At 62.6% G+C, this 23,640-nt stretch carries 25 protein-coding genes; 8 read left to right on the top strand and 17 right to left on the bottom strand.

Annotation, left to right across the window (positions count from 1 at the left end):
* The first annotated feature begins 89 nt into the window (after nucleotides 1–89).
* A complete protein-coding gene (locus ATN38_RS23545) occupies nucleotides 90–467 on the top strand; it encodes an SHOCT domain-containing protein (RefSeq protein ID WP_003943489.1) in 378 nt (125 codons plus the stop codon).
* Between the two features lie 162 nt (nucleotides 468–629).
* Here ATN38_RS23545 and ATN38_RS23540 read toward each other — a convergent pair whose 3' ends face one another.
* Nucleotides 630–1,523 carry a LysR family transcriptional regulator gene (locus tag ATN38_RS23540; RefSeq protein ID WP_003943476.1) on the bottom strand — a complete coding sequence of 298 codons (894 nt, stop codon included), beginning with the start codon at nucleotides 1,521–1,523 and terminating at the stop codon, nucleotides 630–632.
* Between the two features lie 89 nt (nucleotides 1,524–1,612).
* On the opposite strand from ATN38_RS23540, the gene ATN38_RS23535 reads away from it, so the two are divergent.
* Genes ATN38_RS23535 through ATN38_RS23525 form a run of 3 tightly spaced genes read left to right on the top strand, consistent with a single transcriptional unit; the run spans nucleotide 1,613 to nucleotide 4,539 of the window.
* Nucleotides 1,613–2,554, top strand: coding sequence for an EamA family transporter (locus ATN38_RS23535; RefSeq protein ID WP_050656967.1), 942 nt, complete (start codon nucleotides 1,613–1,615; stop codon nucleotides 2,552–2,554).
* Nucleotides 2,555–2,579: 25 nt separating this feature from the next.
* Nucleotides 2,580–3,833, top strand: a complete 1,254-nt coding sequence (locus tag ATN38_RS23530) for a MurT ligase domain-containing protein (protein ID WP_064073531.1) — start codon at nucleotides 2,580–2,582, stop codon at nucleotides 3,831–3,833.
* The gene (locus ATN38_RS23525) at nucleotides 3,826–4,539 is read left to right on the top strand and encodes a type 1 glutamine amidotransferase (protein ID WP_007731510.1); all 714 of its coding nucleotides are present in this window, start codon (nucleotides 3,826–3,828) and stop codon (nucleotides 4,537–4,539) included. Before ATN38_RS23530 ends, ATN38_RS23525 begins: the two co-directional genes overlap by 8 nt.
* Before the next feature lie 6 nt (nucleotides 4,540–4,545).
* On the opposite strand, the gene ATN38_RS23520 is transcribed toward ATN38_RS23525, so the two are convergent.
* From ATN38_RS23520 to ATN38_RS23470, 11 genes are all read right to left on the bottom strand, one after another.
* Complete coding sequence (locus tag ATN38_RS23520; RefSeq protein WP_047271595.1) at nucleotides 4,546–5,709, bottom strand: low temperature requirement protein A; 1,164 nt, start codon at nucleotides 5,707–5,709, stop codon at nucleotides 4,546–4,548.
* Nucleotides 5,710–5,775: 66 nt separating this feature from the next.
* Nucleotides 5,776–6,903 carry an acyl-CoA dehydrogenase family protein gene (locus tag ATN38_RS23515; protein ID WP_218748762.1) on the bottom strand — a complete coding sequence of 376 codons (1,128 nt, stop codon included), beginning with the start codon at nucleotides 6,901–6,903 and terminating at the stop codon, nucleotides 5,776–5,778.
* Nucleotide 6,904: 1 nt separating this feature from the next.
* Entirely contained in the window at nucleotides 6,905–8,110 is a 1,206-nt protein-coding gene (locus ATN38_RS23510) for an acyl-CoA dehydrogenase family protein (RefSeq protein ID WP_003943477.1), read from the bottom strand.
* Nucleotides 8,111–8,127: 17 nt separating this feature from the next.
* Entirely contained in the window at nucleotides 8,128–10,338 is a 2,211-nt protein-coding gene (locus ATN38_RS23505) for an acyl-CoA dehydrogenase (protein WP_075831921.1), read from the bottom strand.
* Between the two features lie 27 nt (nucleotides 10,339–10,365).
* Nucleotides 10,366–11,496 carry a steroid 3-ketoacyl-CoA thiolase gene (locus tag ATN38_RS23500; RefSeq protein ID WP_218748760.1) on the bottom strand — a complete coding sequence of 377 codons (1,131 nt, stop codon included), beginning with the start codon at nucleotides 11,494–11,496 and terminating at the stop codon, nucleotides 10,366–10,368.
* Nucleotides 11,493–12,347 (bottom strand): SDR family NAD(P)-dependent oxidoreductase, encoded by an 855-nt coding sequence (locus ATN38_RS23495; RefSeq protein WP_064443015.1) that lies wholly within the window; start codon nucleotides 12,345–12,347, stop codon nucleotides 11,493–11,495. The genes ATN38_RS23500 and ATN38_RS23495 overlap by 4 nt, the downstream gene beginning before the upstream one ends.
* 1 nt (nucleotide 12,348) lies before the next feature.
* Entirely contained in the window at nucleotides 12,349–13,557 is a 1,209-nt protein-coding gene (locus ATN38_RS23490; RefSeq protein ID WP_118604741.1) for a DegT/DnrJ/EryC1/StrS aminotransferase family protein, read from the bottom strand.
* Between the two features lie 32 nt (nucleotides 13,558–13,589).
* Nucleotides 13,590–14,771, bottom strand: a complete 1,182-nt coding sequence (locus ATN38_RS23485) for a lipid-transfer protein (RefSeq protein ID WP_047888076.1) — start codon at nucleotides 14,769–14,771, stop codon at nucleotides 13,590–13,592.
* Complete coding sequence (locus tag ATN38_RS23480; protein WP_030535712.1) at nucleotides 14,768–15,181, bottom strand: acyl dehydratase; 414 nt, start codon at nucleotides 15,179–15,181, stop codon at nucleotides 14,768–14,770. The genes ATN38_RS23485 and ATN38_RS23480 overlap by 4 nt, the downstream gene beginning before the upstream one ends.
* Nucleotides 15,178–15,606: a Zn-ribbon domain-containing OB-fold protein gene (locus ATN38_RS23475; RefSeq protein WP_218748758.1), complete on the bottom strand. Its 429-nt coding sequence runs from the start codon at nucleotides 15,604–15,606 to the stop codon at nucleotides 15,178–15,180. Before ATN38_RS23475 ends, ATN38_RS23480 begins: the two co-directional genes overlap by 4 nt.
* The gene (locus ATN38_RS23470; RefSeq protein ID WP_218748756.1) at nucleotides 15,603–16,181 is read right to left on the bottom strand and encodes a MaoC family dehydratase N-terminal domain-containing protein; all 579 of its coding nucleotides are present in this window, start codon (nucleotides 16,179–16,181) and stop codon (nucleotides 15,603–15,605) included. The genes ATN38_RS23475 and ATN38_RS23470 overlap by 4 nt, the downstream gene beginning before the upstream one ends.
* 199 nt (nucleotides 16,182–16,380) lie before the next feature.
* Here ATN38_RS23470 and ATN38_RS23465 point away from each other — a divergent pair, with 199 nt between their 5' ends.
* A complete protein-coding gene (locus ATN38_RS23465) occupies nucleotides 16,381–16,959 on the top strand; it encodes a TetR/AcrR family transcriptional regulator (protein ID WP_238588009.1) in 579 nt (192 codons plus the stop codon).
* On the opposite strand, the gene ATN38_RS23460 is transcribed toward ATN38_RS23465, so the two are convergent.
* The 4 genes from ATN38_RS23460 to ATN38_RS23445 all read right to left on the bottom strand — a co-directional run bounded on the left by ATN38_RS23460 (nucleotide 16,946) and on the right by ATN38_RS23445 (nucleotide 20,045).
* The gene (locus ATN38_RS23460) at nucleotides 16,946–18,418 is read right to left on the bottom strand and encodes an MFS transporter (protein ID WP_218748754.1); all 1,473 of its coding nucleotides are present in this window, start codon (nucleotides 18,416–18,418) and stop codon (nucleotides 16,946–16,948) included. The genes ATN38_RS23465 and ATN38_RS23460 overlap by 14 nt on opposite strands.
* A gap of 86 nt (nucleotides 18,419–18,504) precedes the next feature.
* The gene (locus ATN38_RS23455) at nucleotides 18,505–19,074 is read right to left on the bottom strand and encodes a TetR/AcrR family transcriptional regulator (RefSeq protein WP_099696768.1); all 570 of its coding nucleotides are present in this window, start codon (nucleotides 19,072–19,074) and stop codon (nucleotides 18,505–18,507) included.
* Nucleotides 19,074–19,694 (bottom strand): recombination mediator RecR, encoded by a 621-nt coding sequence (gene recR / locus ATN38_RS23450; RefSeq protein WP_003943917.1) that lies wholly within the window; start codon nucleotides 19,692–19,694, stop codon nucleotides 19,074–19,076. Before recR ends, ATN38_RS23455 begins: the two co-directional genes overlap by 1 nt.
* 12 nt (nucleotides 19,695–19,706) lie before the next feature.
* Nucleotides 19,707–20,045 carry a YbaB/EbfC family nucleoid-associated protein gene (locus ATN38_RS23445; RefSeq protein ID WP_003943929.1) on the bottom strand — a complete coding sequence of 113 codons (339 nt, stop codon included), beginning with the start codon at nucleotides 20,043–20,045 and terminating at the stop codon, nucleotides 19,707–19,709.
* A 109-nt stretch (nucleotides 20,046–20,154) separates the two neighbouring features.
* Between ATN38_RS23445 and ATN38_RS23440 the strand changes: the two genes are divergently transcribed.
* The 3 genes from ATN38_RS23440 to ATN38_RS23430 all read left to right on the top strand — a co-directional run bounded on the left by ATN38_RS23440 (nucleotide 20,155) and on the right by ATN38_RS23430 (nucleotide 22,847).
* Nucleotides 20,155–20,955: an Rv3717 family N-acetylmuramoyl-L-alanine amidase gene (locus ATN38_RS23440; RefSeq protein WP_007731541.1), complete on the top strand. Its 801-nt coding sequence runs from the start codon at nucleotides 20,155–20,157 to the stop codon at nucleotides 20,953–20,955.
* An 84-nt stretch (nucleotides 20,956–21,039) separates the two neighbouring features.
* Nucleotides 21,040–21,336, top strand: coding sequence for a hypothetical protein (locus ATN38_RS23435; RefSeq protein ID WP_021332904.1), 297 nt, complete (start codon nucleotides 21,040–21,042; stop codon nucleotides 21,334–21,336).
* Nucleotides 21,336–22,847, top strand: coding sequence for an alpha/beta hydrolase (locus ATN38_RS23430; protein WP_116057414.1), 1,512 nt, complete (start codon nucleotides 21,336–21,338; stop codon nucleotides 22,845–22,847). Before ATN38_RS23435 ends, ATN38_RS23430 begins: the two co-directional genes overlap by 1 nt.
* Before the next feature lie 54 nt (nucleotides 22,848–22,901).
* Here ATN38_RS23430 and ATN38_RS23425 read toward each other — a convergent pair whose 3' ends face one another.
* Nucleotides 22,902–23,336 (bottom strand): SRPBCC family protein, encoded by a 435-nt coding sequence (locus ATN38_RS23425; protein ID WP_003943959.1) that lies wholly within the window; start codon nucleotides 23,334–23,336, stop codon nucleotides 22,902–22,904.
* Nucleotides 23,337–23,640: the final 304 nt, after the last annotated feature.

Genomic DNA, 23,640 nt, shown 5'->3' with positions numbered 1-23,640 from the left:
AGAATTCACCCATCGAGGATGATGCAGACGCCACGTGCGCGTGAGATAGTCAGCTCAGACAAATCCGACTTGTGAAATGGAGCTCGACAATGGATTCCTTTTGGGACTTCCTCTGGCTGATCATCATCAGCTTCGCGTTCATCGCGTACTTGATCCTGCTCTTCTCGATAATCACCGACCTGTTCCGCGATCACAAGACCTCCGGCTGGGTGAAGGCAATCTGGATCGTCTTCCTGTTCTTCATTCCGCTGCTCACCTCGCTCGTCTACCTGATCGTTCGCAGTGACGGAATGGCACAGCGGTCCCTCGAGGCTGCACAGCAGGTCAAGAACGCACAGGACAGCTACATCCGTGAGGTTGCCGGAAAGTCCCCGGCCGAATCCATCGCAGATGCAAAGGCACTTCTCGACGCCGGCACCATCAGTGAAGAAGAATTCGCAGCACTGAAGGCCAAGGCTCTCGCCTGATACCGGCCCTCACTAAGCGACCCTCACTAAACCGTGAGGATTGCACTACCGAAACGGGAGCGACACTAATCGTGTCGCTCCCGTTTTGTGTTCATTCACCGACAGCTGCCCATTCACCGACAGCCGTTCATTCACCAACGGCCCTTCATTCACCGACAGCCTTCATTCACCGACAGCACGCGCGACGTCACGAAAGGCGTCGAGCACGACTCCGATAGCCGGACTGCGGTTGGCGTGTAACCGAGTTGCCAATTCATAAACTCGTGCAGCGCGCACTCCCGCCACCGGTTTCCTCGAAACTCCGGGATGCGTGATCGCGTATCGCGGCATCAAAGCCACGCCGTGGCCCGCCGCCACCAGTTCTTCGATGACGCGGAAATCGTTGATCCGATGAGCGACGCGAGGCTGGACGCCGGTTACCGACGCAACCGACAGCAGAACGTCGTCGACCGGAAACCCGCCGCGCACGCTTATCCAGTTCTCGTCGGCCAATTGTTCCAGCCGGACCGAATCCTGCTCGGCGAGTGGATGATCAGGCCGCAGCACCAGATCGATCGGTTCACGCATCAGCGGTTGCACGCTGACCCGGGGAAACGACGTCTCGGCTCCGCGTTCGTCACGGTGGGTGAGGATCACATCGTGATCGGCCAACAGTCCAGGGACGGCGGACGCCGGTTTGTCGACGTCGTAGGCGTCGATGTCCACGTCCGAGTTCTTCAGCGCCGTCAGGACACCGGGCAGCAGGAGCGCCGCGCCGGAGGGAAAGAACGCGACTCGCACCTTTCCCCGCGGCGAGCCTCGGTACGACGCCATCTCGTCCGCCGCCCGGTCTAGCGCCGCCACCACGTCGTCGGCGCGAAGCACCAGCGCTCGACCCGCGTCGGTGAGGCGCAGCGTGCGCCCGTCCGGTTCGAGGAGCGAGACCCCCGCTTCTCGTCCGAGGATCTTGAGTTGTTGCGAGACGGCGGACGGCGTCATCGAGAGGGCGAGAGCAGTAGCGCCGACGGTTCCTCGGTCGGCGAGCTCGCGGAGGATTCGCAGGCGCGTGGCATCCATACGGTGACGAATATCCATGTAGCAAAACTACATGGATAGTGCATCTATATTCGCTTGTTCTGATGCTTCGTACGGCTCACGATTAACGCATGACTCCCCGCGACCGTCTCCTCGGCCTGACCGTGATCGTCTTGTGGGGTCTGAACTTCCTGGCCATTCGCGTCGGCCTGGATCATTTCCCGCCATTCTTCTTCGCAGCGCTGCGGTTTCTGATCATCGCGATTCCGGTGGTCATCTTCGTGCCGCGTCCACAGGTGCCGCTCCGTTGGCTGCTGCTCTACGGATTCGGTTTCGGATTCGGCCAGTTCGTCTTCCTCTTCTGGGCGATGCATTCAGGGATGCCGACGGGCCTTGCATCACTTGTCCTGCAGTCGTCAGCACCGTTCACCGTCCTACTCGGCGCTTTCCTGCTCCGCGAGAAGCTCAGCGTCTGGCAGGTCTCCGGTATCGCCGTCGCCGTTGGCGGGATGTCCTTGATCGGCTGGGACCGCTCGCACCACGCGGCACTGTTGCCCGTCATCCTCACGCTCCTCGGCGGCCTGTCCTGGGCGTTCGGCAATCTCGGCAGCCGCTTGGCCGCGGCGAACACCGTCGGCGAGCCTGCACCGATGCGCTTGATGTTGTGGATGTGTGTCATCCCGCCGTTGCCGATGCTCGCACTGTCAGCCGTGGTCGAGGGCCCCACAGTCGGCTGGCACGCACTCGGCACCGCATTCAGCGCCGACGCCTGGCCGTCGCTGGTCGGGCTGGCCTACATCATTCTGCTCGGCACCATCGCCGGATCCGGGCTCTGGACGATGCTCATGGGCCGCTATCCCGCCGGCATGGTGGCGCCGCTCTCCTTGCTGGTGCCAGTCGTGGGAATCGGCGCGTCCTGGCTGTTCCTGCACGAGGATCCGAGCCCGTTGTCACTGGTCGGGGCGGTCATCGTGATCGCCGGAGCGAGCGCCGCACAGATGAGACGTAAGCCCGCGAACACTGTTTTCTCGGACACACCTGCAGCCTCACCACCGGCGCGACTCGGCGTCTGACGACGCCCTGTGCCAAACTCGGGCCGTGGGAACTGGACTATCGATCACAGCGCGCGGAAAGCTCGCCATGCGAGCTGCCGCAGCAGCATCTTGGGCATCGCAGAAGGCCGGTCGCGGCAAGGGTTCGATGATCGGCGGGCTGATCGCCCTCAAGATCGACCCGACGCTCATGACTCAGCTCGGACGCGGCAAGCGCACCGTCGTGGTCACCGGCACCAACGGCAAGTCGACGACCACGCGTATGACCGCCGCAGCGCTCGCGACACTCGGTAACGTCGCCACGCAGGCCGACGGCGCCAACATGGATGCCGGGATCGTGGCTGCCCTGGCCGCGCGTACCGATGCGACGCTGGCGGCACTCGAGGTCGACGAACTGCACGTCCCCCACGTAGCCGACGCCGTGAACCCGGAAGTGATCGTGCTGCTGAATCTCAGCCGCGATCAGCTCGACCGGGTCGGCGAGATCAACATGATCGAACGGAAACTGCGCGCGTGCGTCAACGCGCATCCGAATGCGGTGATCGTCGCCAACTGCGACGACGTACTGGTCACCTCCGTGGCATACGACGCCACCAACGTCGTGTGGGTTGCTGCCGGCGGCGGTTGGGCCGGCGATTCCGTCAGCTGCCCGCGCACCGGCGAACCCATCGTGTGGGAGGGAAAGCACTGGCGCAGTACCGGTTCCGACTTCGCGCGGCCCGAGCCGACCTGGTGGCTCGACGACGACAATCTCTACGGCCCCGACGGCCTGAAGATTCCGATGACGTTGACCCTCCCCGGAAAAGCCAACCGCGGCAACGCAGCTCAGGCCGTAGCGGCTGCAGCGGCTTTGGGTGCAGATCCGGTCGGGGCAGTTGCCGCCGCATCGACGGTTCAAGAAGTCGCAGGTCGATACAGCACCGTCGAGGTCGGACCGCACTCCGTTCACATGCTGCTCGCGAAGAATCCCGCCGGCTGGCAGGAAGCGTTGTCGATGATCGATCCCACGGTGGACGGTCTGGTCATCGCGGTGAACGGTCAGGTGCCGGACGGCGAGGACCTCTCCTGGCTGTGGGACGTGAAGTTCGAGCACTTCGAAGGTGTCAAGGTAGTGGCCGCCGGTGAACGCGGAACAGATCTGGCAGTTCGCCTCACGTACGCGGGCGTCGAGCACACTCTCGACCCGGACCCGTTGCGCGCCATCGCTTCCTGCCCTCCCGGACGTGTGGAGGTACTGGCGAACTACACGGCCTTCCGTGACCTCAACACTGCCATCGCGAAGGAGTCTCGCAATGTCTGACTCGACAGTTCGCATCGGTCTGGTACTCCCCGACGTCATGGGCACCTACGGCGACGGCGGCAATGCCCTGATCCTGCGTCAGCGCCTGCGGATGCGCGGCTACGACGCCGAAATCGTGGACATCACCCTCAGCGATCCGGTCCCCGATTCGCTCGACGTGTACACGTTGGGTGGCGCCGAGGATTCCGCTCAGCGCCTCGCAACGCGTCACCTCGCGAAATACCCTGGTCTGCAACGCGCCGCAGAGCGTGGCGCACCGGTTCTGGCGATCTGCGCTGCCATTCAGGTGCTCGGCAACTGGTACGAAACCTCCAGCGGCGAACGCGTCGACGGTGTCTCGATGCTCGACGTCACGACCTCGCCGCAGGAGAAGCGTTCCATCGGCGAAGTCATCACGAAGCCGCTGATCGACGGACTCACCGCGCCCCTCTCGGGGTTCGAGAACCATCGCGGCGGAACAACTCTGGGTAGCTCAGCCTCTGGATTCGCACGTGTCACCCATGGTGTCGGAAACGGCGTCGGTGACGGATTCGAAGGCGTCGTACAGGGTTCGGTGATCGGGACGTACATGCACGGACCCGCCTTGGCCCGGAATCCGGAACTCGCGGACCTCCTGCTCATGCGCGCCTTGGGTGTGAACGAGCTTGAACCCCTGCATCTGCCCGAGGTCGACAAGCTCCGCAAGGAGCGACTCGCGATTCGCTGACCCGGTTCAGACGGTTTCGGATTTGCCCTCGGTCAGAATCAGTTCCACGGCCAACAGCGCGGCGCAGGCCAGTCCCGCGACCAGTTCGGGCACCGCGGTGTAGGTACCACCGAGCACGACGACTATCGCGACCGAGAACGGCACGAGGGTGCGTACCGAGGAGTCGTGTAGTCGAATGTGGATGAACCACAAGGCGGCAAGGATGACCGCGACCGGAACGGTGACGGCAGCACCCGTCACCAACGCGCTGCCGTCACCGTGATGAGTCCAGAAGTCGACGCGCGAGGCCAACCCCGCACCGATGGCGGCAGCGGCGGCGAAGATGAAGTAGTGACCGAACCCCCAGACGAAGGGTGAGACGTTGTCACCGCCGATCACTTCGCCTGCATTGCGTTGGAAGTACAACCACCACAGGCTGAAGACAATCAGAATGCCGCCGATCACGACGTAGGTGACCTGCGCTGCCGGATGCTCACCGTCGACCGCGTCCTGAATCGCGATGGTGGTCGAAAGGATCGTCTCGCCCAGAACGATGATGAAGAACAACGAGTACCGCTCCGCGATGTGATGCGGGTGCCACGGCGTCATGCCCGGCTTCTCCGACCAGATCGGTACCGCGAATTCGCACAGAACCAACACCAGGAACGTCGGGACGTAAACGGCGGACGGCACGAAGTAGAAACCGATCCAACCGATCTGGACCAACACGATTCCGAGAGCGTATCGACGCGCCGTGAGCGCATGCTCGGGGTCGTTCCGCGAGACCCTGAGCCATTGGATGACCAGGGCTATTCGCATGATGACGTAGCCGACGATGATCAGCAGGGCGTCGTCGTTGAAGAAGCGGACGATGCCGGCTGCAAGGACCAGCGATCCGAGGATCTGGAATATGGTCAGCAGCCGGGCGATTCCGTCGTCGTTGTCGTACGCCGAGGTGAACCACGTGAAATTCAGCCACGTCCACCAGATCGCGAAGAAAGCCATCGCGAAGTGCCCGACGCCCGAAGCCGCATGCCCTTCGCTGATCGCGTGGTGCAGACCGGTGGCCGCTTGAGCGACCGCCACGACGAAGCAGAGGTCGGTGAGCAGCTCGAGCGGCGTCGCCACCCGGTGCGGCTCGTGCGGGTCCCGCGGAACCAACGGCCTGATGAACGAACTGGTGCGATTCACGAAGGGCAGAGTAGCGCGATGATTGCCGACGCGCTGCCCGTGACTGGAACCTGCGGACTCAGATATTCACGCCGACGCCCCGATCTGGGCTCGGATCTCCAACTGATCGGCGAGTTCGGCGCCTATCGCCCCCGCGCTCCCCAAAGTGAAGGCGATCTGCCGTCCCCACAGGAAATAGCGGTGAATCGGATAGTCGACATCCGCGCCGATTCCGCCGTGCATGTGCTGGGTCGCGTGCACCACGCGCAAACCGCCACGCGACGCCCACCATTTGGCGACCAGCGCCGCTGCTTCCGCTTCACTCTCGACTCCGCTGTCCATCAGCCAGGCAGCGCGGTGGGTGGTCAATCTGGTGCTCTCGGTGTCGAGGTACGCGTCGGCGGCCCGGACGGCAACTGCCTGGTTGGTCGAGAGTGGACGACCGAATTGCACTCGCTCGGAGGTGTATTTCGCCGTCATCGCCAGCGCTTCCTCGCAGACGCCGGTAGCCAGGGCCGCCAGAGCGACCCGCGCACGTCGTAACGTCCAGTCTCGAACCACCGCGCCGTCCGCGGGAAGTGCGTCAGCTGCAGTAACCGCAACCCCGTCGAACTGCACAGCGCTGTTGCTCTCGCGGTTCGTCACCGCAAGCGGTGTACGCACCAGCGCGTCCCGGTCCGTCGGCACGATCATCACGGTGACACTGCCGTCCGGCATCGTCACCGGAACCACCAGTGCGGCAGCGAACTCGGCGGCAGATACGGAGTCGACGCGGCCTGACAGAACCCAACCGTCAGGCGCCGGCTCGGCGCGAACCGCCGTCTCGGCGTTGTAGCCGGTGTCGAAGGCGCCGGTGACGATCACCGAGCCGTCGAGCAGTCCCGGAAGCCACGACGCTTTCTGCTCCTTACTGCCGAACTCGGCAATCGGCAGCGCTGCCGTCGAAATCACCGACCAGAGCGGCACCTGGGCGACCCGGCGGCCCTGTTGTTCGAGCACCGCTGCCAGGCCTAGCATTCCGAGTCCCGCTCCCCCGACCTCCTCTGGCAGAGGAATTCCCAGAACGTCGGAATCGGCGAGGAGCTTCCACAGTTCGGCGTCGAAACCGCCGGCGCCCTCCACTTCCCGCAGTCGGTCCACTCCGGACTTCGCCGAGAAGATCGATTCACTCAGATCCCGCACGGCGGACAAGTTGTCGTCGAATTCGAATTCCATGTCAGCTCTTTTCGTTCTGTGCAGCGGGCCGGCGACGCGCAGCAAGCGCCATGCCCAGGCATTTTGCGGCGACGATTTCACGCATCACTTCGTTGGTTCCACCGCCGAAGGTGTTGTTCTGGGCGCGTCGACCCAGGTTCTCGACCCGCCCTTCCAGTACCGCTCCGGGTGTGCCGGGGCGCAGTAAGCCCTTGGCGCCCAGCACTTCCTGCAGCATGCCGTACGCACTGACGACGGCTTCGGTACCGAAGATCTTGGCCGCGGCCGAATCCCCGCCGCCCAAGGTGTTGGCGGCGACGTCCGCCACCAGTCGCAGGTTCATCAGGTCGGCAGCACTGAGCAGCGCGTAGACTTCCGCCAATTTCTCACGTACCCAGCCGATGTCGTAGACGTGGCCGCCACCGGCGGGTTCCGTCTTTGCCCACTCGACCACCTCGGCGAAGAGCTCGTTGGCGATGCCACCGCGTGCGGCCAGGGCAACACGTTCGTGGTTGAGCTGGTTGGTGATGAGCTTCCACCCTTGATTGAGCTCACCGACGACATTGGTGATCGGTACCCGAACATCTTCGTAATAGGTTGCCGAAGTGCTGATTCCACCCACGGTGTGAATTTCGGTGACCGAGAAACCCGGCGAGCTGGTCGGCACCAGGACCACGGAAATGCCCTGATGCGTCGGCGCGTCAGGATCGGTACGAACGGCAAGCCAGACCCAGTCGGCAAACACACCGGCACTGGTGAAGATCTTGTTGCCGTTGATGACAAGCTCGTCACCCTCGATGCGGGCGCGTGTTTCGAGTGCCGCGAGGTCGGTGCCCGCATTGGGTTCGGTGTAGCCGATGGCAAAGATCAACTCGCCCGCCAGGATCGGACGCAGGAAGAAGTCCTTCTGAGCTTGCGTCCCGTGCTTGATCAGAGCGGGTCCGACGGTGTTCAGCGTGACCAGCGACAGCGGCGCATTGGCGCGAATCACCTCGTCGTAGAACACGTACAGAGCTTCGGGGTTCTCGCCCCGACCGCCGAATTCCTCCGGCCACCCCAAGCCCAGCCAACCGTCTTTACCCATTCGGCGCAGAATGCGATCGAAGACGGGGCCGCCTTCGGTCTGATCCACGAGAGCACGGCGGTCTTCGTCGTTGATGATCTCCGCGAAGTACGCCCGCAATTCCTTGCGCAGAGTCTTCGACTCCTCCGACAAATCCAAGTACATGGTGAAACTCCTAAGATCTACGAACGCGGCAGGCCGAGTACGCGCTGCGCGATGACGTTGAGTTGAATTTCGACGGTTCCGCCGCCGAACAGAATCGAGGGAAGTCCGATGTGGTCTATCGCGTAATTCGCCGACGGGTCGACAACGGCGGCACGAGGTCCGAGCAGTCGCAACAGATCCCGCGAGCCCTCACGCTGCGCCAGGGCGTTGTACACCTTCGACACGCTGATCTCGGAGCCCGGTTCCTGACCCGCCAGTCGCGCCGACACCCCGCGTAGATTCATCGCGGACAGTGCCAACTCACGAGAGATACTGCGGCCGAGGCCCTCCACTGCGTCTTCGCGAGGGCAGTCGTGGCTCGCGTCGGCAATAACCTGACGGAACAGCCGACTCGAACCGTGGTGCAGCGTGCTGCCCATACTCAGGCGTTCGTTGGACAGCGTTGTCGCAGCAAGCTTCCACCCTTGCCCCGGCTCCGCCACCAGGCAGTCGTCCGGGACGAAGACGTCGTCGAGGAATACCTCGTTGAACTCCGACTTACCGGTGGCTTGTTTCAGCGGACGTACGTCGATGCCTTTCGAGGTCATGTCGACCAGGAAGTACGACAGCCCACGATGTTTCGGAGCGTCGGCGTCCGAACGCGCCAGGCATACTCCCCAATCGGCCTCATGCGCGCCCGAGTTCCACACTTTCTGACCCGACAGGACCCAGCCACCGTCGACCTTGCGCGCTTTCGTGCTCAGACCGGCCAGGTCTGATCCCGCGCCCGGCTCACTGAACAGCTGGCACCAGATGATGTCGGCGCGCAGCGAAGGCTCGACGAACCTGTCCTGCTGCTCGGCGTTGCCGTGTTCGAGAATCGTGGGCAGCACCCATTCCCCGATCACCGTGGACGGTTGAGCCCAACCTCGCATCGCGAATTCGTGTGCGATGACGGCCTGTTCTCTCGGTCCTGCTCCCAGCCCGTACGGCGCCCGATAGTGCGGGGCTACCAGTTTGGCGTCGGCAAATCGGGCGCGTCGAGCGCTCCCCTTGGCCGGCGCCCAACTGGCGCTGGTGGTTCCGTCGTCGGGCAGCAGCGCAACCTCGTCCAGAACCCTGCGAACCTGCTCTCGTAGTTCCGGCAGCATGTCCGGGTCGACAAAGGAGAAATCCCGTTCCGAATCGGCGGACCGGTCTCCCAACGTGTGTGCCCACTTCACCTCGGATCCCGCCACCGCAGCGATACTGATTGCCCGGCGCCAGTACAGATGCGCGTCATGCTCCCAGGTAAATCCGATTCCGCCGAGCAACGTGACACATTCGAGGGCGTTCTCGATGCCGACGGGCAAAGCGGCCAACGCAGCTTGAGCCGAGACAAGTCTGTGCTGATCCTCGTCGTGCTCTTCGGACCGAGCGGCGTCCCACGCTGCGGCACAGGCAATCTCGGAGCGGACCAGCATCATGGCCGCCTTGTGCTGAACTGCCTGGAAGCTTCCGACCGGACGGCCGAACTGCTGCCGGGACTTCACGTAGTCGACCGCGGTGCGTAGCGCCCACCCGGCTATACCGCTCGCCTCCGCAGCCAACACCGTGTTGACAATCAGTTCGACTCGGTGCGCCTGGAGACCCTCGACGATCAGCCCAGCGTCGACCTTGTGATCGGTCAACGTCAGCGTCCCGATCGAGCGTGTCAGATCCACTCCGTCTTCGACCTCCACCGCAGCGGAAGACGACTGCTCGAGCCGGAACCACAACTCGCCGTCTTCGCTGTTCGCTTGCACGAGAACGACATCGGCTCCGGGTAGACCTAGAGCCGGGTCGGCAGAACCGCTCACGGCCCACCCTGCATCGCTGCGAGCCGCGCGCAATCCCACGCCGGTGCAGACTGCTCCGGTTGCGCCGGTGGCCAATTCGATCAGCATTGATTCCGCAGCCGGGCCGGCAGCTGTTGCGAGGATCCCACTGGCGATGACCGTCGGAACGTACGGTCCCGGGTAAAGCGCATCACCCAATTGCTCGACTACCACCGCCAGTTCGGCAAGCCCTGCCCCGTCACCGCCGTACTGCTCCGGCAGGTGCACTGCGTGCAGTCCCTGACGGACCAATCCATCCCACGAGTCCGGCCGATCACCGGCGGCGTACCGCTTGACGTTGCTCCGCGTATCGGCGATTCCACCGAAGCGGTTCGCGAATGCGGCTACCGCTTCCGCCAGGTCACGGTGATCTTCGAGCAGGGGCAGTGCCATGGCAGGTTCCTCAATCTTCGGTTCTTGTCAGATGCGTTCGAGAATCAGGCAGGTGGTTGCGGCGGACGCGCAGATCGCGATCAGCGCGATGGACTTGTCCCGGCGCTCCAGTTCGTCGATGGCATTGGCCAACAGTCTGATTCCGGTTGCACCGGCCGGGTGGCCCAACGCGATTGCACCACCGTTGACGTTCAGCAATTCGGGATCGACGCCGTGAACCTGCGCGAACGACATCGGTACCGAAGCAAATGCCTCGTTGACCTCGAACAGGTCGATGTCGTCGATCGTCAGACCGGTGCGGCCGAGCACGATGTTTGCCGCGTCCACGGGACCGTCGAGCATGAACTCGATGTCTCCGCCGATGACGCACTGCGCCAATATCTTTGCCCGCGGCCGCACCCCGAGCATCCTGGCTCGATCCTCGGACATCAGCAGAGCGGCACTCGCACCGTCCGAGACCTGCGAAGACGTTCCAGCGGTGTGCAATCCGCCCTCTTGAACGGTGCGCAGCTTCGCGAGCCCTTCGAGACTCGATTCGCGCAGACCCTGATCCCGATGAACCGGAACGTCAGAGCCCGGAGCGACCACATCGATGATGTGCGAGTCGAATCGGCCTGCCTCCCACGCCGCCGCCGCCCGCTGCTGCGAGCGCAGCCCGAAGGCGTCGAGATCCTCGCGGCTGAAACCGCGCTTGACAGCGATCCGATCGGCCGCGGTGTACTGGTCGACGGTATCGAGTGACCACGACTCCGGACGTGGTGTTCCGAGGCCGGTACCCACCTTGTAGGTGAGTGGTGCCCGCGACATCAGTTCCACACCGCACGCCACACCCACGTCGACTGCACCGATGGCAATCTGCCCGGCAATCAACTGCACCGATTGCTGCGCGGTTCCGCACTGCGCGTCGATCGTGGTGCAGCCCGCTTTCAACGGAAGGCCCGCATGCATCCAGGACGTACGCACGATGTTTCCGAACTGCTCACCGAGAGGCGTCACACAGCCGCCGATGACCTGGTCGACCGCGCCAGGATCCACGCCCACCCGATCCAGCACGCCTTTCTGCGCATAACCCAACAGTTCCGCCGCGTGGACTCCGGACAGCCAACCCTCACGCTTGCCGAACGGCGTTCGTGCTGCGTCCACGATGACGGGCTTCATGCCAACTCCTCGGTTCGTAATGCCGGGTTCTCCGGTAATGCCGTTCCGTCCAGACCACGCACGGTAAGGGACCACTCGTCGATCAGGTCCAAGCTGACGCTCGAGCGCGCGGTGAACTCGGTGTCGCAATCACACAGCGCTGTGACCGCTTCCACCATTTCTTCCATAGATTCGACCTGATCCGGCCGGATAGTCTCACCGACCAGGACCCTGGCGCCCTCACTGAGCACCGCTGCCCGCGGTTGAACCGTGTTGACGCGAACCCCCTGGCCGTAAAGCTCCACGCCCATGCCGTTGCTCATCCTGTTGAGCGCTGCTTTGGACGCGCCGTACACGGTCATGGCAGTTCCCGGTTCGACCCACGTGAACGGCGGGCCATGCCACGGTTTGACGGTGCCACTGGACACGTTCACGATCCAGCCGTATCCGTTTGCCACCATCCCCGGCACCACGGCTTGCATCAGATCGAGCGGTGCATGGACATTTGCCTCGAACATCAACCGTCGCCGCCGCAGTGGGTAATCCGAGAGCGGCTGATAGATCGCCGCTGCCGCGTTGTTCACCAGGATGTCTATAGTCCCGCCAAGCTTCTCGATCGCCAGCGGCACAACGGTGTCGCGCTGCTGCTCGTCCGTCAGATCTGCGACAACTATCTCGACTTTGGTTCCGTACTTGGCAATTCGAGCCGCAGTCTCTTCGAGACTGCCGGGCAGGGTTGCATGCGTGCCGAGCGTCCGAGCCACGAGGGCGACGTCGGCACCCTCGGCTGCCAGTCGCTCCGCGACGCCCGCACCGATTCCGCGACTGGAACCGGTGACAAGCGCTCGGCGGCCGTCAAAGCGCCTCGTCATGCTATTTGAACTTCGAGGCGAAGCGATTGATGCTCTCCGCAATCCGTGCAACTTCGTCTTCACGCAGGCCGTGACTCATGCCGAGTGTCATTCCTCGGGCGAAAACCGCGTCGGCTTCCGGCAATCCTTCGGCCGGCTGACGGAACTCGATGTTGTTCATCATCGGGTGACGAGTGACGTTGCCGCTCCACACAGTTCGTGTGTCGATACCGTCGGCCTCGATGGCTTCCTGCAGGTCGCTGCGCGTGAAGGGGGCGTTCTCGTTGATCATCACCGGGTAACACAGCCACGCCGTGTCGAGACCGTCGAGTTCTACCGGCGTCGTGAAGAATTCGGGGTGGGCGCCGTATGCCGTCGTGAAGGCCGCAAATGTGGCCTTACGCGTCTTGTAGTTCTGTTCCAGCTTGTCGAGCTGCACGACGCCGTAAGCTGCGCCGAGTTCGGAGGGCTCGAAGTTCCACGACATGAGCTCGAAGATGAAGTCGTTGTCGTAGTCGACGCCGTCGAGTTCTTCACGGAAGACTCGGCCGGACTTGGTACTGCCGAACAGGTTCGGCTCGCTACGACGGCCCCAGCGGCGAAGCAGCAAAGCCTTGTCACGGCTGGCTTCGTCGTCGACGCACACCATTCCACCGGTTCCCGCGCACGTGATGATGTGTGCCATCGAGAAACTGGTGACGACGATGTCCGCCCGAGACCCGGTGGGAGTACCGCGGAGCGTGGCGCCGATCGCGTCACACGAATCCTCGATCACCTTGAGTCCATGGCGATCAGCGATATCACGAATGACGTCCCAGTCCGGGCAGTTGCCGGCGAGGTTCGGCATCAGGATGGCACCGGTCTTCTCGGTGACCATTGCCTCGATCTTGGTGACGTCGACGTTGAACGTGTTGGGTTCCACGTCCACGAACACCGGCACCAGACCGGCACGCACGATCGGTGCGATATCGGTGGAGAACGTCAACGGCGACGTGATGATCTCGCTTCCCGCAGGCAGTCCAAGCAGCTCGACTGCCAAGTACAAACCCGAGGATCCCGAGTTGCACATGACGCCGAACTTCTTGCCGGCCAAGGCCGCGATACGTTCTTCCATCTCGAAGACGTTCTTGCCGATGCGCAATCCTTGATGCCCGCTGCGCAAGACGTCGACAACAGCCTGTATTTCTTCCTCGCCGTGGGTGGCCCTGGCGTAGGTGATCCGCTCGCTCATCTTGTTCCTGCTTTCTCGAATAGGCGGCAGATTCAGCGATCTGCCGAGAGGACGAGCGCACTGTGCGGGACGGGAGAGCCGCCGGTCACGAGCACGTTGTCCAGAGTTTTGGTGGGTTGATTGGTGGAGGTGCCGCGGATCAGGCGTACACCTTCGGCAATGCCGTTGACGCCGTGGATGTATCCCTCACCGAGTTGGCCACCGTGGGTGTTGATCGGCAGGCGACCGTCCAGCTCGAGATTCCCGTCGGCGATGAAGTCTTTTGCCTCACCTCGACCGCAGAATCCGTACTCCTCGAGTTGAAGCAGAACCATCGGAGTGAAGGCGTCGTAGAGAATTGCGGCATCGATGTCGTCCGGGCCGATACCGGCCTGGTCCCACAGTTGGCGCGCCACGAGTTCGACTTCCGGCATGCTGTCGATGTCTTCGCGGTAGTAGCTGCTCATCGAAATCTGTTGTGGACCTACACCTTGCGCAGCACCGCTGATGATCGCAGGTTTGTGCGGCAGGTCGCGGGCGCGCTCCGCGCTGACGATGACCAGCGCCTGTCCACCGTCACTTTCCTGGCAGCAGTCGAGCAGACGGATGGGGTCAGCGATCATGCGCGAGTTCTGATGGTCCTCGATAGTGATCGGGCGTTCGTAGAACCAGGCCTTGGGGTTGTTCGCCGCATGCTTGCGTGAGAGGACCGAGATCTGGCCGAAGTCGGCGCTGGTTGCCCCGTACTTGTGCATGTACAGCTTGGCGAGGAAGGCTTCCTGCTGCGCCGGGGTCAGAAGCCCGTACGGGTTGATCCAGTTCCGATACTCCTGGTCCGTCGACGCGTTGTACGCAAAAGGTGGCGGGCCGGCGCCGAATCGGTGACCTGATCTTTCGTTGAAGGCACGGTAGACGACCACAACGTCGGCAACTCCGCTGGAGACGGCAAGCGCTGCTTGTTGAACCGGTGCGCAGGCACCGCCGCCGCCGTGTGGAATTCGACTGAAGAACGTCAATTCCGGGATCCCGAGGGCGCGTGCGACCGCAATCTCAGGATTGTTCTCCATGGTGAACAGTGCAAATCCGTTCACCTCTTCTGCCTCGATGTGCGCGTCGTCGAGTGCGGCGATCACAGATTCGCACGCCAACTGCCATTCGCTGCGGCCGGAGTTCTTGGAGAACTCGGTGGCGCCGATTCCGGCGATGGCTGCTTGCCTCGAAAATCCTCGTGTCATGCGATTACCCTTTCCACCGGTTCGAGAGTCACGTCGGCCGTCACGTGTGTTCCGCGGGCGTTTTTCCCGAGAACCGTCACGGTGAGCGCCCGGCCGTCTGTGGCGGTGACCTTGCCGGTGAATGTCATGGTGTCTCCGGGAAAGTTCGGAACACCAAGCCGTAGTGATGTTTTGACGATCCGTGACGCCGGGCCGGACCAGTCGGTGATGTAGCGGTCGATGAGCCCGTTGGTAGTGTTGATGCTCATGAAGATGTCGGGAGTTCCGCGATCCTGTGCCTTGCCCGGATCGTGATGCACGTCCTCGAAATCCTGAGAAGAGATCGCGGTGGCGACGATCAGCGTTCGATCCAACGGCAATTCGAGGCTGGGGAGGACCGAACCCACTTCGCAGTCAATCAGTTTCGTCATTGCACCGAACCCCGTCGCCTCAGTTGCGGCAGCATCTCGCCGTGAGCGTGCTCGGAGAAGGTCACTTCGAGTTCCATGCCGAAGTCGAGTTCCTCGTGATCGATCCCCGCGATGTCGGCAACCAGACGCGTGCCTTCTTCGAGATCGACGAGTCCGACGGCGAGTGGGTACTCGAAAGCAGGATCCTTCGGGTGATGGATGACCGTGAAGCTGTGCAGCGTGCATCGCCGCGTGGATTCGACTGTGTCCCAACTGAACGAGCGGCATTCCGGGCACGCGGGTGCGGGCGGGTGGCGCAGTGTCTTGCAATCCGCACACCGTTGGATCTCGATGCGACCCTCTTTGGCCGCAGAGAAGAAGAAATCGTTGTCGTCGGTGACGGTCAGTCTCGGAACAGCGGTGTTGCGGGAGCCAGTCTCGCTCATGCGATTACCTCCTGGACTTCGAGTTGAGTATCTGTCTGGGCATCTGGTTTGAACCTGAGCAATCGAAAACGCTCTTCGACCAGCGTCTTTCCGTCCTGGTCGACGTACTTCTTGAACAGAGTGATGAAGCACCCGTGACCGAGAGCCGTCTGTTTGAACGGCGAGATCGCTTCGATGGTGAAATGCGCGGTGACGTGGTCACCGGGGCTCAGCTCCGCGCAATACTCCTGCTCGACGTTGGTCGCGACAACGGAGGTGTATCCGGCCTCGTCCAACAGCGCCAGCAGTCGTGAATAGGCGAAGTCCTCGGAGACTCCGTCGGCACGAAGTTGCTGGACCTGCCTATAACGTCGGTAACCCGCCATCACCCAGGTCGAGATCATGGCGGGCGGACAGACGACGTCTCGACGGCCGGTACTGCGGGCGGACTCGGCGTCGACGTAGATCGGGTTGCGGTCGTCGTGCGCCTCGACCCAGTTGCGGATCATCGCCTCGTTGACGGCGTAGCGGGCGACGCGGGGTGGTTCGGCCTCTGCGCCGATGAAATTCGGAAACTGCGTCTGCAGGCTCTGCACTGAAATCCTCCGTGAACGAAAGTTGAGCAAGCGCTTGATTTTGAAGCTAGCATAGGAATCCGGAAGTGGAAACACGCGATCTCACCGACGAATTGGTTCGAGCCGGAGCTATCAGGCAGGATTGCGCTACGTTCGACGCCGGCAGCCCGGCCCCCCGAAACCCTGCCCTGAGCAGGACCGACAACCAGTGGAGATTTCAGTGGCATCACCAGATCGTCGGGAGCAGATCCTGGAGAGCTCAGCCGAGCTGTTCGCCAGGAAGGGTGTCGCCACCACGACCGTTCGCGAGATCGGCGACGCCGCCGGTGTGTTCTCGGGCAGCCTCTACCACTACTTCAAGTCGAAGAATGCGATAGTTGCCGAGCTCATGCGCGGCTTCATCACCGACATTCAGCTCCGCTTCGATCAGGTGGAGAAGACGGCAAACGACCCCGAGGAAGTCCTGCGCGGCTTGATCCGCGAGACGCTGGTCGTCATCGAACTACACCCGCACCCGACGGCGATCTACCAGAACGATCGGGCTTATCTTCGCGACAACGATCTCCTGCAATCCGTCGACGGGCCTTCCCGCCAAGTCCGCGAGCATTGGATGAAAGCGATTGCCGAAGGCGTCGATCAGGGAATCTTCCGCAAAGACGTGGCACCGGAAATTTTCTATCGATCGGTACGAGACACCTTGTGGTCGACAACGCATTGGCCGGATCGCCAGAAGTACACCACCGACGAGTTCGCGGATCTGATGATCACGCTCTTCCTCTCGGGATTCAGGGTCGCCTGACCAGATCCGGCAAATCCAGATGTTTCGGGGTTCGTCCCTGCGGCAACAGGATCGACACCGCGAACACGACCACCGCGCAGCCCGCGCACACCAGGTAGGCGACGGAGAATCCGGTCCACGACGTGGAATGTTCCGAACCGCTGATCACGAATGCAGCGAGAATGGTTGCCACCGTCGCACTGCAGATCGTGCTTCCGGACGTCCGCAGAAGTGAGTTCACCCCGTTGGCAGCCGCCAGTCGCTGACGAGGTACGGCAACCAGAATCAGCAGCGAGAGCGTGCTGTACACGATGGCAGTCCCGACCGCTGTGATACCCAGTGCTGCAACCACTCCCCACAGCGGCTTACCGGCAACGGCGTGAATCCCGTACCCGCCGGCGAGGAACACGGCGCCGGTCAACATCGCGGTCCGTGAACCGAAGCGGTCGGTGATACGCACCGCAACCGGTGAGAACAGCACCATCGCGATACTCGCCGGAATCTGGCAGAGCGCTGCCGCGATGATCGACAGGCCGTACCCGGCACCCGGCCCCTTCATCCCCTGCAGCAGTTGTGTCGTGATCAGCGTGTTCCCGAAAAACGCGAACCCGACCAGCAGAGCCGCCAGATGCGGGATCAACACCGCACGTTTCACGAGAGCACGGACGTCGACCAGCGGATTGACGTTGCGCCGCTGTTGAATTACCCAGAGCGTGAACAGCACCGCCGACGCGGCCAGCATGGAGATCACCGCTCCACTGGTCCACCCCCAACTCGACCCCTGAGTGATCGGCACAAGCAGAGCAATCATCGCGGCGCTCAGACCAACCGCCCCGACGCCGTCGAATCTTCCCGACGGATTCGGCTCGGACTCTCGAATGAACAGCACCGCAGCAAGAGTCACGGACAGCCCGATGGCGGTGGTTACCCAGAACAGGACGTGCCAGTTCGAGTACTGCGCGATCATCGCGGAAAACGGTATGCCCAAAGCGGTTCCGACGCCGAGCGTCGAACTCATCATGGCCACTGCGCCGTTGACCTTGTTACGTGGCAATTCGTCACGCAGCATGGAGATTCCGATGGGGATGACTGCCGACCCGGCCCCCTGCAACGCTCTCGCGAAGATGAGTACAGCGATGTCCGACGACAGCGCACACAACATCGAGCCGAGAGTCATCATCGAGAAAGCAACCAGAAGCATCTTCTTCTTGCCGAACATGTCGGCGAGTCGACCGAAGATGGGAGTGACGACAGCGCCGACCAGCAACGTGACGGTCACCAGCCAGGACACGGCCGTGCGTCCAGCGCCGGTGAAGTGCGGCAACTCCGGCAGCAGTGGAACGATGACCGTCTGCAGAACAGCCTGGAACACTGCGGCGGCGACAACGATGGGGAACAGGAAGCGGGAGCGCGACTGCGCGAGTCCCGCGTCGGAGGTGGTGACTGCAGGCGTGCCCGGCGGACGGTCGAGCGTCGTCACCCCACACCGCCTGTTCTCACTAGGTAAATATCCGTTCACCTACATTAGGTGAACGGATATTTACCGAGCAAGAATTGTGACGCCGCTCACCCGTCGAGCAGCTTTTGCACCAGCGGTGCGTACAGCGCAACCACCTCGTCCTGGGTGCCGGTGGCATGGCCGGCCATCATCCGTCGGCGCATGATCGCCACTCCGACCACCATCGACATCGCCAGTTCCGCGCGCAATCTCGTGTCGGGGCCGGACAGGCGAGCGGCGAGGGTGTCGATCATCTGCGTCGAATAGTTCTCGCGCAGCTTGCGGTTGCTCTCTTCACTGACGCCGCTCATGAACAACAAGCTCATGGACAGCGGCTTGTACGACTCCAACGGCTTGGTGAACAGCGAGACCATGCGCTCGCCGAGCGAGTCGTTCGGGGCGTCGAAGACCGTGACCGCCGCTGCCCGGAAGTCGACCAACTCGTCGTACAACTGCTCTTTGGAACCGAAGTACTTGATGATCAGCGGTGCGCTGACGCCTGCGTCTTCGGCGATGTCCTTGAGCGTGATTTCGCGGTAGGGCCGAGTCGCGAATGCTTTCCCGGCCGACGCGATGATCTGCGCACGCGTCTGCTCGGACGTACGACGCACCTGCTGACCTTGCTCCGTGCCGCTCATCAGGCGTTCCGCGACAATTCACGACGGCCGGACAATGCGCGACCCAGCGTCAACTCGTCTGCGAATTCGAGATCGCCACCCATCGGAAGACCCGAAGCCAACCGAGACACCGTGAGCCCCGGAATGTCTCGCATCATGCGAACGAGATAGGTAGCTGTCGCCTCACCCTCGGTGTTGGGGTCAGTGGCGATGATGACCTCGGACACGTCGACGCCGTCCTCCTGATTTGCGATGCGAGCCAACAACTCCCGGATACGCAACTGGTCAGGCCCGATCCCCGAGAGCGGATTGAGCGCACCGCCGAGCACGTGATAGCGACCCTTGAACTCACGGGTGCGCTCGACGGCCTGAACGTCCTTCGGTTCCTCCACGACGCAGATCACCGTGCGATCGCGACGTGCGTCGGCGCAGATGCGGCACTTCTCCTGATCGGAGACAGTTCCGCACACCGTGCAGAACTGAACGCCGTCACGGATGCGCTGCAATGCATTTTTCAAACGGTCGATCTCGGGAGGCTCCACGGAGAGCAGGTGAAAAGCGATGCGTTGAGCGCTCTTCGGCCCGACTCCGGGAAGCTTCCCGAGTTCGTCGATCAGATCCTGAACCGGACCTTCGTACACGCGTTCTCGTTTCTAGAAGCCGGGGAGACCGGGAAGGCCTCCGCCGAGTCCGCCGGCCAACGGGCCGAGCTTCTCAGCAGCGACTTCCTGTGCCTTACGCGAAGCGTCCTCGATCGCGCCGATCACCAGATCCTGCAGCGTCTCGACATCTTCGGGGTCGACGACCTTGGGATCGATCTGCAGACCGACAACCTCGCCGGTGCCCTTGACCGTGGCGACAACCAGTCCGCCACCGGCCTGACCGGTCACTTCGGCCTGAGCCATTTCCTGCTGCGCCGCCATCAATTGCTGCTGCATCTGCTGAGCCTGAGCCAACAGAGCAGACATGTCGGGTGCTCCACCTGGTTGCACGAGCGGTCCTTTCTACAGAGTTATCCCCACCAGCGTAGTCGGTGCGCGCTACCGTGAGCGGGTGCGCCGGAACCAGTCAGACACCGTAAAACCGTCAAGAGGGTCAAACATGGCATCACGTGTGTTCCGCTCCACTGCCCTGATCGCCATGGTCGGGGCCGGGCTTCTGAGCGCTGCGTGCACGATTCCGACCGAGACTGCCGAGGCCACGACTTCGGTCGAGGTGTCTCCGCTGAGCACTGTCGCCGCTGACGTCCCCGCTGCGCTCACCGGCAAGGTCGTCTTCCTCGATCCCGGGCACAGCGGGGCGAACGACGACAGCATCAACACCCAGGTCCCCACGGGCCGCGGCGGCACCAAGAACTGCCAGACCACCGGCACCAACACCGATGCCGGGTTCCCCGAGCACACCTTCAACTGGGAAGTCGCGAGCCTGGTCAAGAGCGAACTCGAAGGCCAAGGCGCCACAGTGGTCCTGAGTCGACCGGACGACATCAGCGTCGGATCTTGCGTCGACGCACGCGCCGAAGCTGCCAATTCCTCCGGCGCCGACGTAGTGGTGAGCATTCACGCGGACGGCGCAGCAGCCGGAGCCGAGGGCTTCCACGTCTGCTACTCCGCGCCCCCGCTGAACGCGGTGCAGGCCGGCCCGTCCGTCACCTTTGCCGAAACCATGCGCGACTCACTCGTCACCGCCGGACTCACCCCGTCGACCTACATCGGTGACGACGGGCTGGCACCACGCGCCGATCTGACGGGACTCAATCTGTCGCAGCGGCCGTCGATTCTGGTCGAACTCGGCAACATGCGAAATGCCGACGAGGCAGCGCGCATGACGAGCCCGGACGGTCAGCAGGAATATGCGTCCGCCGTCACCAGCGGAGTCACGGCCTTCCTCACAACCCCCTGACCTGTCTTCTGTGGAGAAATTCCACTTGTCCACAGGTATGTCGGCACCGCCGAAGTAGCCCGCTCACCTGGATACGGTTCTGCCATGGGGCCGATACTTCAGGTAGATTTCGCTGCTCTGCAGCAACTTTCAGCTGATCTGTCTCGAATTGCGGATCAGATCTCGGGGATCGATTCCGCCGGCCCGATTTTCGAAGCCGCGGCGGCCCTGAACTCGTCCGCTGTCGCGGCTGTGTCGACTGGGAATGCCGGCGTCATCGCCGACGCGTACCGGCACCTGGCTACGCAATTGGGACTCATGGCGTCGGGAACCGCTGCCGCAGCACGTCTGTACGACGCTGCCGAGGGCGAAGTGGTGTCCGAACTGCGCGGAGCCTACTGATGCAGCCCACCGTCTCTCAGCTTCGAACGTGGTCACCGGAGAAATTGCGCACAAGCGCTTCGGAACTGATCGACATCGACCGGCAGATCGAAGTTCTCGGCAATGACGCCGGACGCAGCATCGACGCCGTCCGCGAATTCTGGCAGGGACAAGCGTCGAGCGCAGCCGCAGTGCAGTGGTCTGGCATCTCGCTTTCCTCGTCGCGGCTGTCGGTTGCGGTTCGCGTAGTTGCGGATCTGTATGGCGGAGCGGCCAATACGATCGGTGCGGCGCGAAAATCAGTTCTGGACCTGGTCGAGGAGGCGACTCTCGAACACGGCTTGACGGTGTCAGACAGTGGAGCGGTATCGGCACCTGAGACGAAGCAGCCGTGGAATCTGGCCGACGCCATGCAAGATTCCGAAAACGCCACGGCTGCACAGGTTTTTCAGCAGAAGATCTCCACTGCATTGACGGCACTCGACGACGAAGACAACCGGGCCGCGACTGCTCTGCGTGCGGCATTCCGAGAGATCGGATCACTCCTTGGCAATCAGCCTGATCGCCTCGACAGCACTGTCGTCGACATCCTCGACGGGAGGTCGACACTCCCCGGGACACCCACGGAGCTACACCGACTCTGGGAATTGCTCACGCCCAACGAGAAAGACGCGTTGGCGAGGTGGGATCCGTCCATCGGTAGCCGCGACGGCCTTCCCGCTCTCGACCGGGACTACTACAACCGGCGGTACCTCTCTGCGCTCGAGCAGTTGCCGGATCGAACGGTAGCTGCCGGATACACGGCCGTGCGCGGCGAACTTCGACCGGACACGTTCCTTCTCTCGGTCACGGATGGGCATGCCGTCGTGGCAGTCGGTAATCCCGATGCCGCCGGCAACGTCGCAACACTGGTCCCCGGAACCGGCTCCGGGCTGTCGGGCGTCGGCGGAGACCTGCAACGAACCAAGGCCATGTACGACGCGACGGTCAGGGCGGCGCCAACGGAAGCCACATCAGTGATCCTGTGGTCCGGATACGACGCTCCCCCAGGCATTCCCGACGCAGCCTCGGATCGGTACGCCAACTCCGCAGCGCCGAGGCTCGACAGCTTCCAGGACGGGTTACGAACCTCGCATGACGGTCCGCCTTCGCACAACGTGGTGATCGGTCATTCCTACGGCAGCACCGTCATCGGTGCTGCGACTACCCGTGGCGCTTCTCTCGACGTCGACGAACTGGTTTTTGTCGCAAGCCCCGGCGTCGATGCCGAGCGCGTGAACGAACTGAGCCTGGACGGCGTCGACTCGGCCGAGATGGCTCACCATGTTCATTCGACGACGGCCTTCTGGGATCCGGTCCAATTGATCCCCAAGATCCTCGGAGTCCACGGGTTCGACCCGTCGGATCCGGAATTCGGCGCGCAAGTATTCACCGGATCTCCCGGGGAGCCTGGGTTCGGAGTTCACAGCGATTACTGGGAAAGCGGAAACCCCGCACTCACCGAATTCGGACGGATCATTACCAGCCCGTGAAAGAAGGCGCCGTACCGGTGAAGGTACGACGCCATCTCGGTGATGCAGGATCGGTTAGACGAGTTCGCGCTTGAGGTTGTCCAGGACCTGGGCCTGGATGCGCTGCAGACCCTTCGGAGCGAACGTGCGCTCGAAAAAGCCGCCGATACCGGTGGCACCCTGCCACTGGGTGAGCGTCGTCACCGTCGTTCCGGTGCCGTTGGGGGCAACGGTCCAGGTGGTGACGAGGCTGGAGTTCGCGTCCTTCTCGGTGATGACGTTGCCGTCGACCGTCACTGTCGCCTTGACGTTGCGCGAGCGCTTTTCCGTCGCCTTGAGCGTCCACTGCGCGACGGTTCCGTCACCCTGGCCACCTTCGACGACCTTGTAGTCGAGGTACTGCTCGGACAGGATTCGCGGGCGAACCGTCTCGTAGTCCGAGAGCGCCGCGAGCACCTTGTCGGGTGCTGCTGTGACGACTGTCGAACTCATTGCATTGACCTGACCCATATGCCCTACGTCTCCTTGCTCGACCAACGCGGCTCGATACCGCGAATGACTATCCGAATCCGCACCTCGAACTGCGCAGATATTCCTTTCCATACTGCCTGCTGCGCCCGGGTATCTCGACCATCTACCCATTCCGTGTGAGCTGGTTCACCACTCGGAGCATTTACCGAGTTCGATTGCAACAACTCGATCAAATTCGGGCATTAATACCCCTCCGGATAGCTTGCACACGCAACTACCGATAGCGTCAGGGTGTGACTCTCTCGTTCAATGGGGTAGTTCAGAAGTTAGATCGAATCCGGAC

The sequence above is a fragment of the Rhodococcus sp. FH8 genome (assembly GCF_019266085.1).
GTDB classification, from domain to species: Bacteria; Actinomycetota; Actinomycetes; order Mycobacteriales; family Mycobacteriaceae; genus Rhodococcus_F; species Rhodococcus_F qingshengii.
The sequence above is the reverse complement of the archived record's forward strand: the minus strand, read 5'-3'. Positions and strand labels throughout refer to the sequence as shown.

Bases quoted from the DNA above. Each gene is read 5' to 3' on its own strand.
- ATN38_RS23525 (WP_007731510.1), top strand. From the start codon at position 3,826: ATGTCTGACTCGACAGTTCGCATCGGTCTGGTACTCCCCGACGTCATG.
- ATN38_RS23500 (WP_218748760.1), bottom strand. From the start codon at position 11,496: ATGAAGCCCGTCATCGTGGACGCAGCACGAACGCCGTTCGGCAAGCGT.
- ATN38_RS23425 (WP_003943959.1), bottom strand. From the start codon at position 23,336: ATGGGTCAGGTCAATGCAATGAGTTCGACAGTCGTCACAGCAGCACCC.
- ATN38_RS23510 (WP_003943477.1), bottom strand. From the start codon at position 8,110: ATGTACTTGGATTTGTCGGAGGAGTCGAAGACTCTGCGCAAGGAATTG.
- ATN38_RS23480 (WP_030535712.1), bottom strand. From the start codon at position 15,181: ATGACGAAACTGATTGACTGCGAAGTGGGTTCGGTCCTCCCCAGCCTC.
- ATN38_RS23545 (WP_003943489.1), top strand. From the start codon at position 90: ATGGATTCCTTTTGGGACTTCCTCTGGCTGATCATCATCAGCTTCGCG.
- ATN38_RS23495 (WP_064443015.1), bottom strand. From the start codon at position 12,347: ATGACGAGGCGCTTTGACGGCCGCCGAGCGCTTGTCACCGGTTCCAGT.
- ATN38_RS23490 (WP_118604741.1), bottom strand. From the start codon at position 13,557: ATGAGCGAGCGGATCACCTACGCCAGGGCCACCCACGGCGAGGAAGAA.
- ATN38_RS23535 (WP_050656967.1), top strand. From the start codon at position 1,613: ATGACTCCCCGCGACCGTCTCCTCGGCCTGACCGTGATCGTCTTGTGG.
- ATN38_RS23435 (WP_021332904.1), top strand. From the start codon at position 21,040: ATGGGGCCGATACTTCAGGTAGATTTCGCTGCTCTGCAGCAACTTTCA.
- ATN38_RS23515 (WP_218748762.1), bottom strand. From the start codon at position 6,903: ATGGAATTCGAATTCGACGACAACTTGTCCGCCGTGCGGGATCTGAGT.
- ATN38_RS23440 (WP_007731541.1), top strand. From the start codon at position 20,155: ATGGCATCACGTGTGTTCCGCTCCACTGCCCTGATCGCCATGGTCGGG.
- ATN38_RS23455 (WP_099696768.1), bottom strand. From the start codon at position 19,074: ATGAGCGGCACGGAGCAAGGTCAGCAGGTGCGTCGTACGTCCGAGCAG.
- ATN38_RS23540 (WP_003943476.1), bottom strand. From the start codon at position 1,523: ATGGATGCCACGCGCCTGCGAATCCTCCGCGAGCTCGCCGACCGAGGA.
- ATN38_RS23485 (WP_047888076.1), bottom strand. From the start codon at position 14,771: ATGACACGAGGATTTTCGAGGCAAGCAGCCATCGCCGGAATCGGCGCC.
- ATN38_RS23505 (WP_075831921.1), bottom strand. From the start codon at position 10,338: ATGGCACTGCCCCTGCTCGAAGATCACCGTGACCTGGCGGAAGCGGTA.
- ATN38_RS23430 (WP_116057414.1), top strand. From the start codon at position 21,336: ATGCAGCCCACCGTCTCTCAGCTTCGAACGTGGTCACCGGAGAAATTG.
- ATN38_RS23475 (WP_218748758.1), bottom strand. From the start codon at position 15,606: ATGAGCGAGACTGGCTCCCGCAACACCGCTGTTCCGAGACTGACCGTC.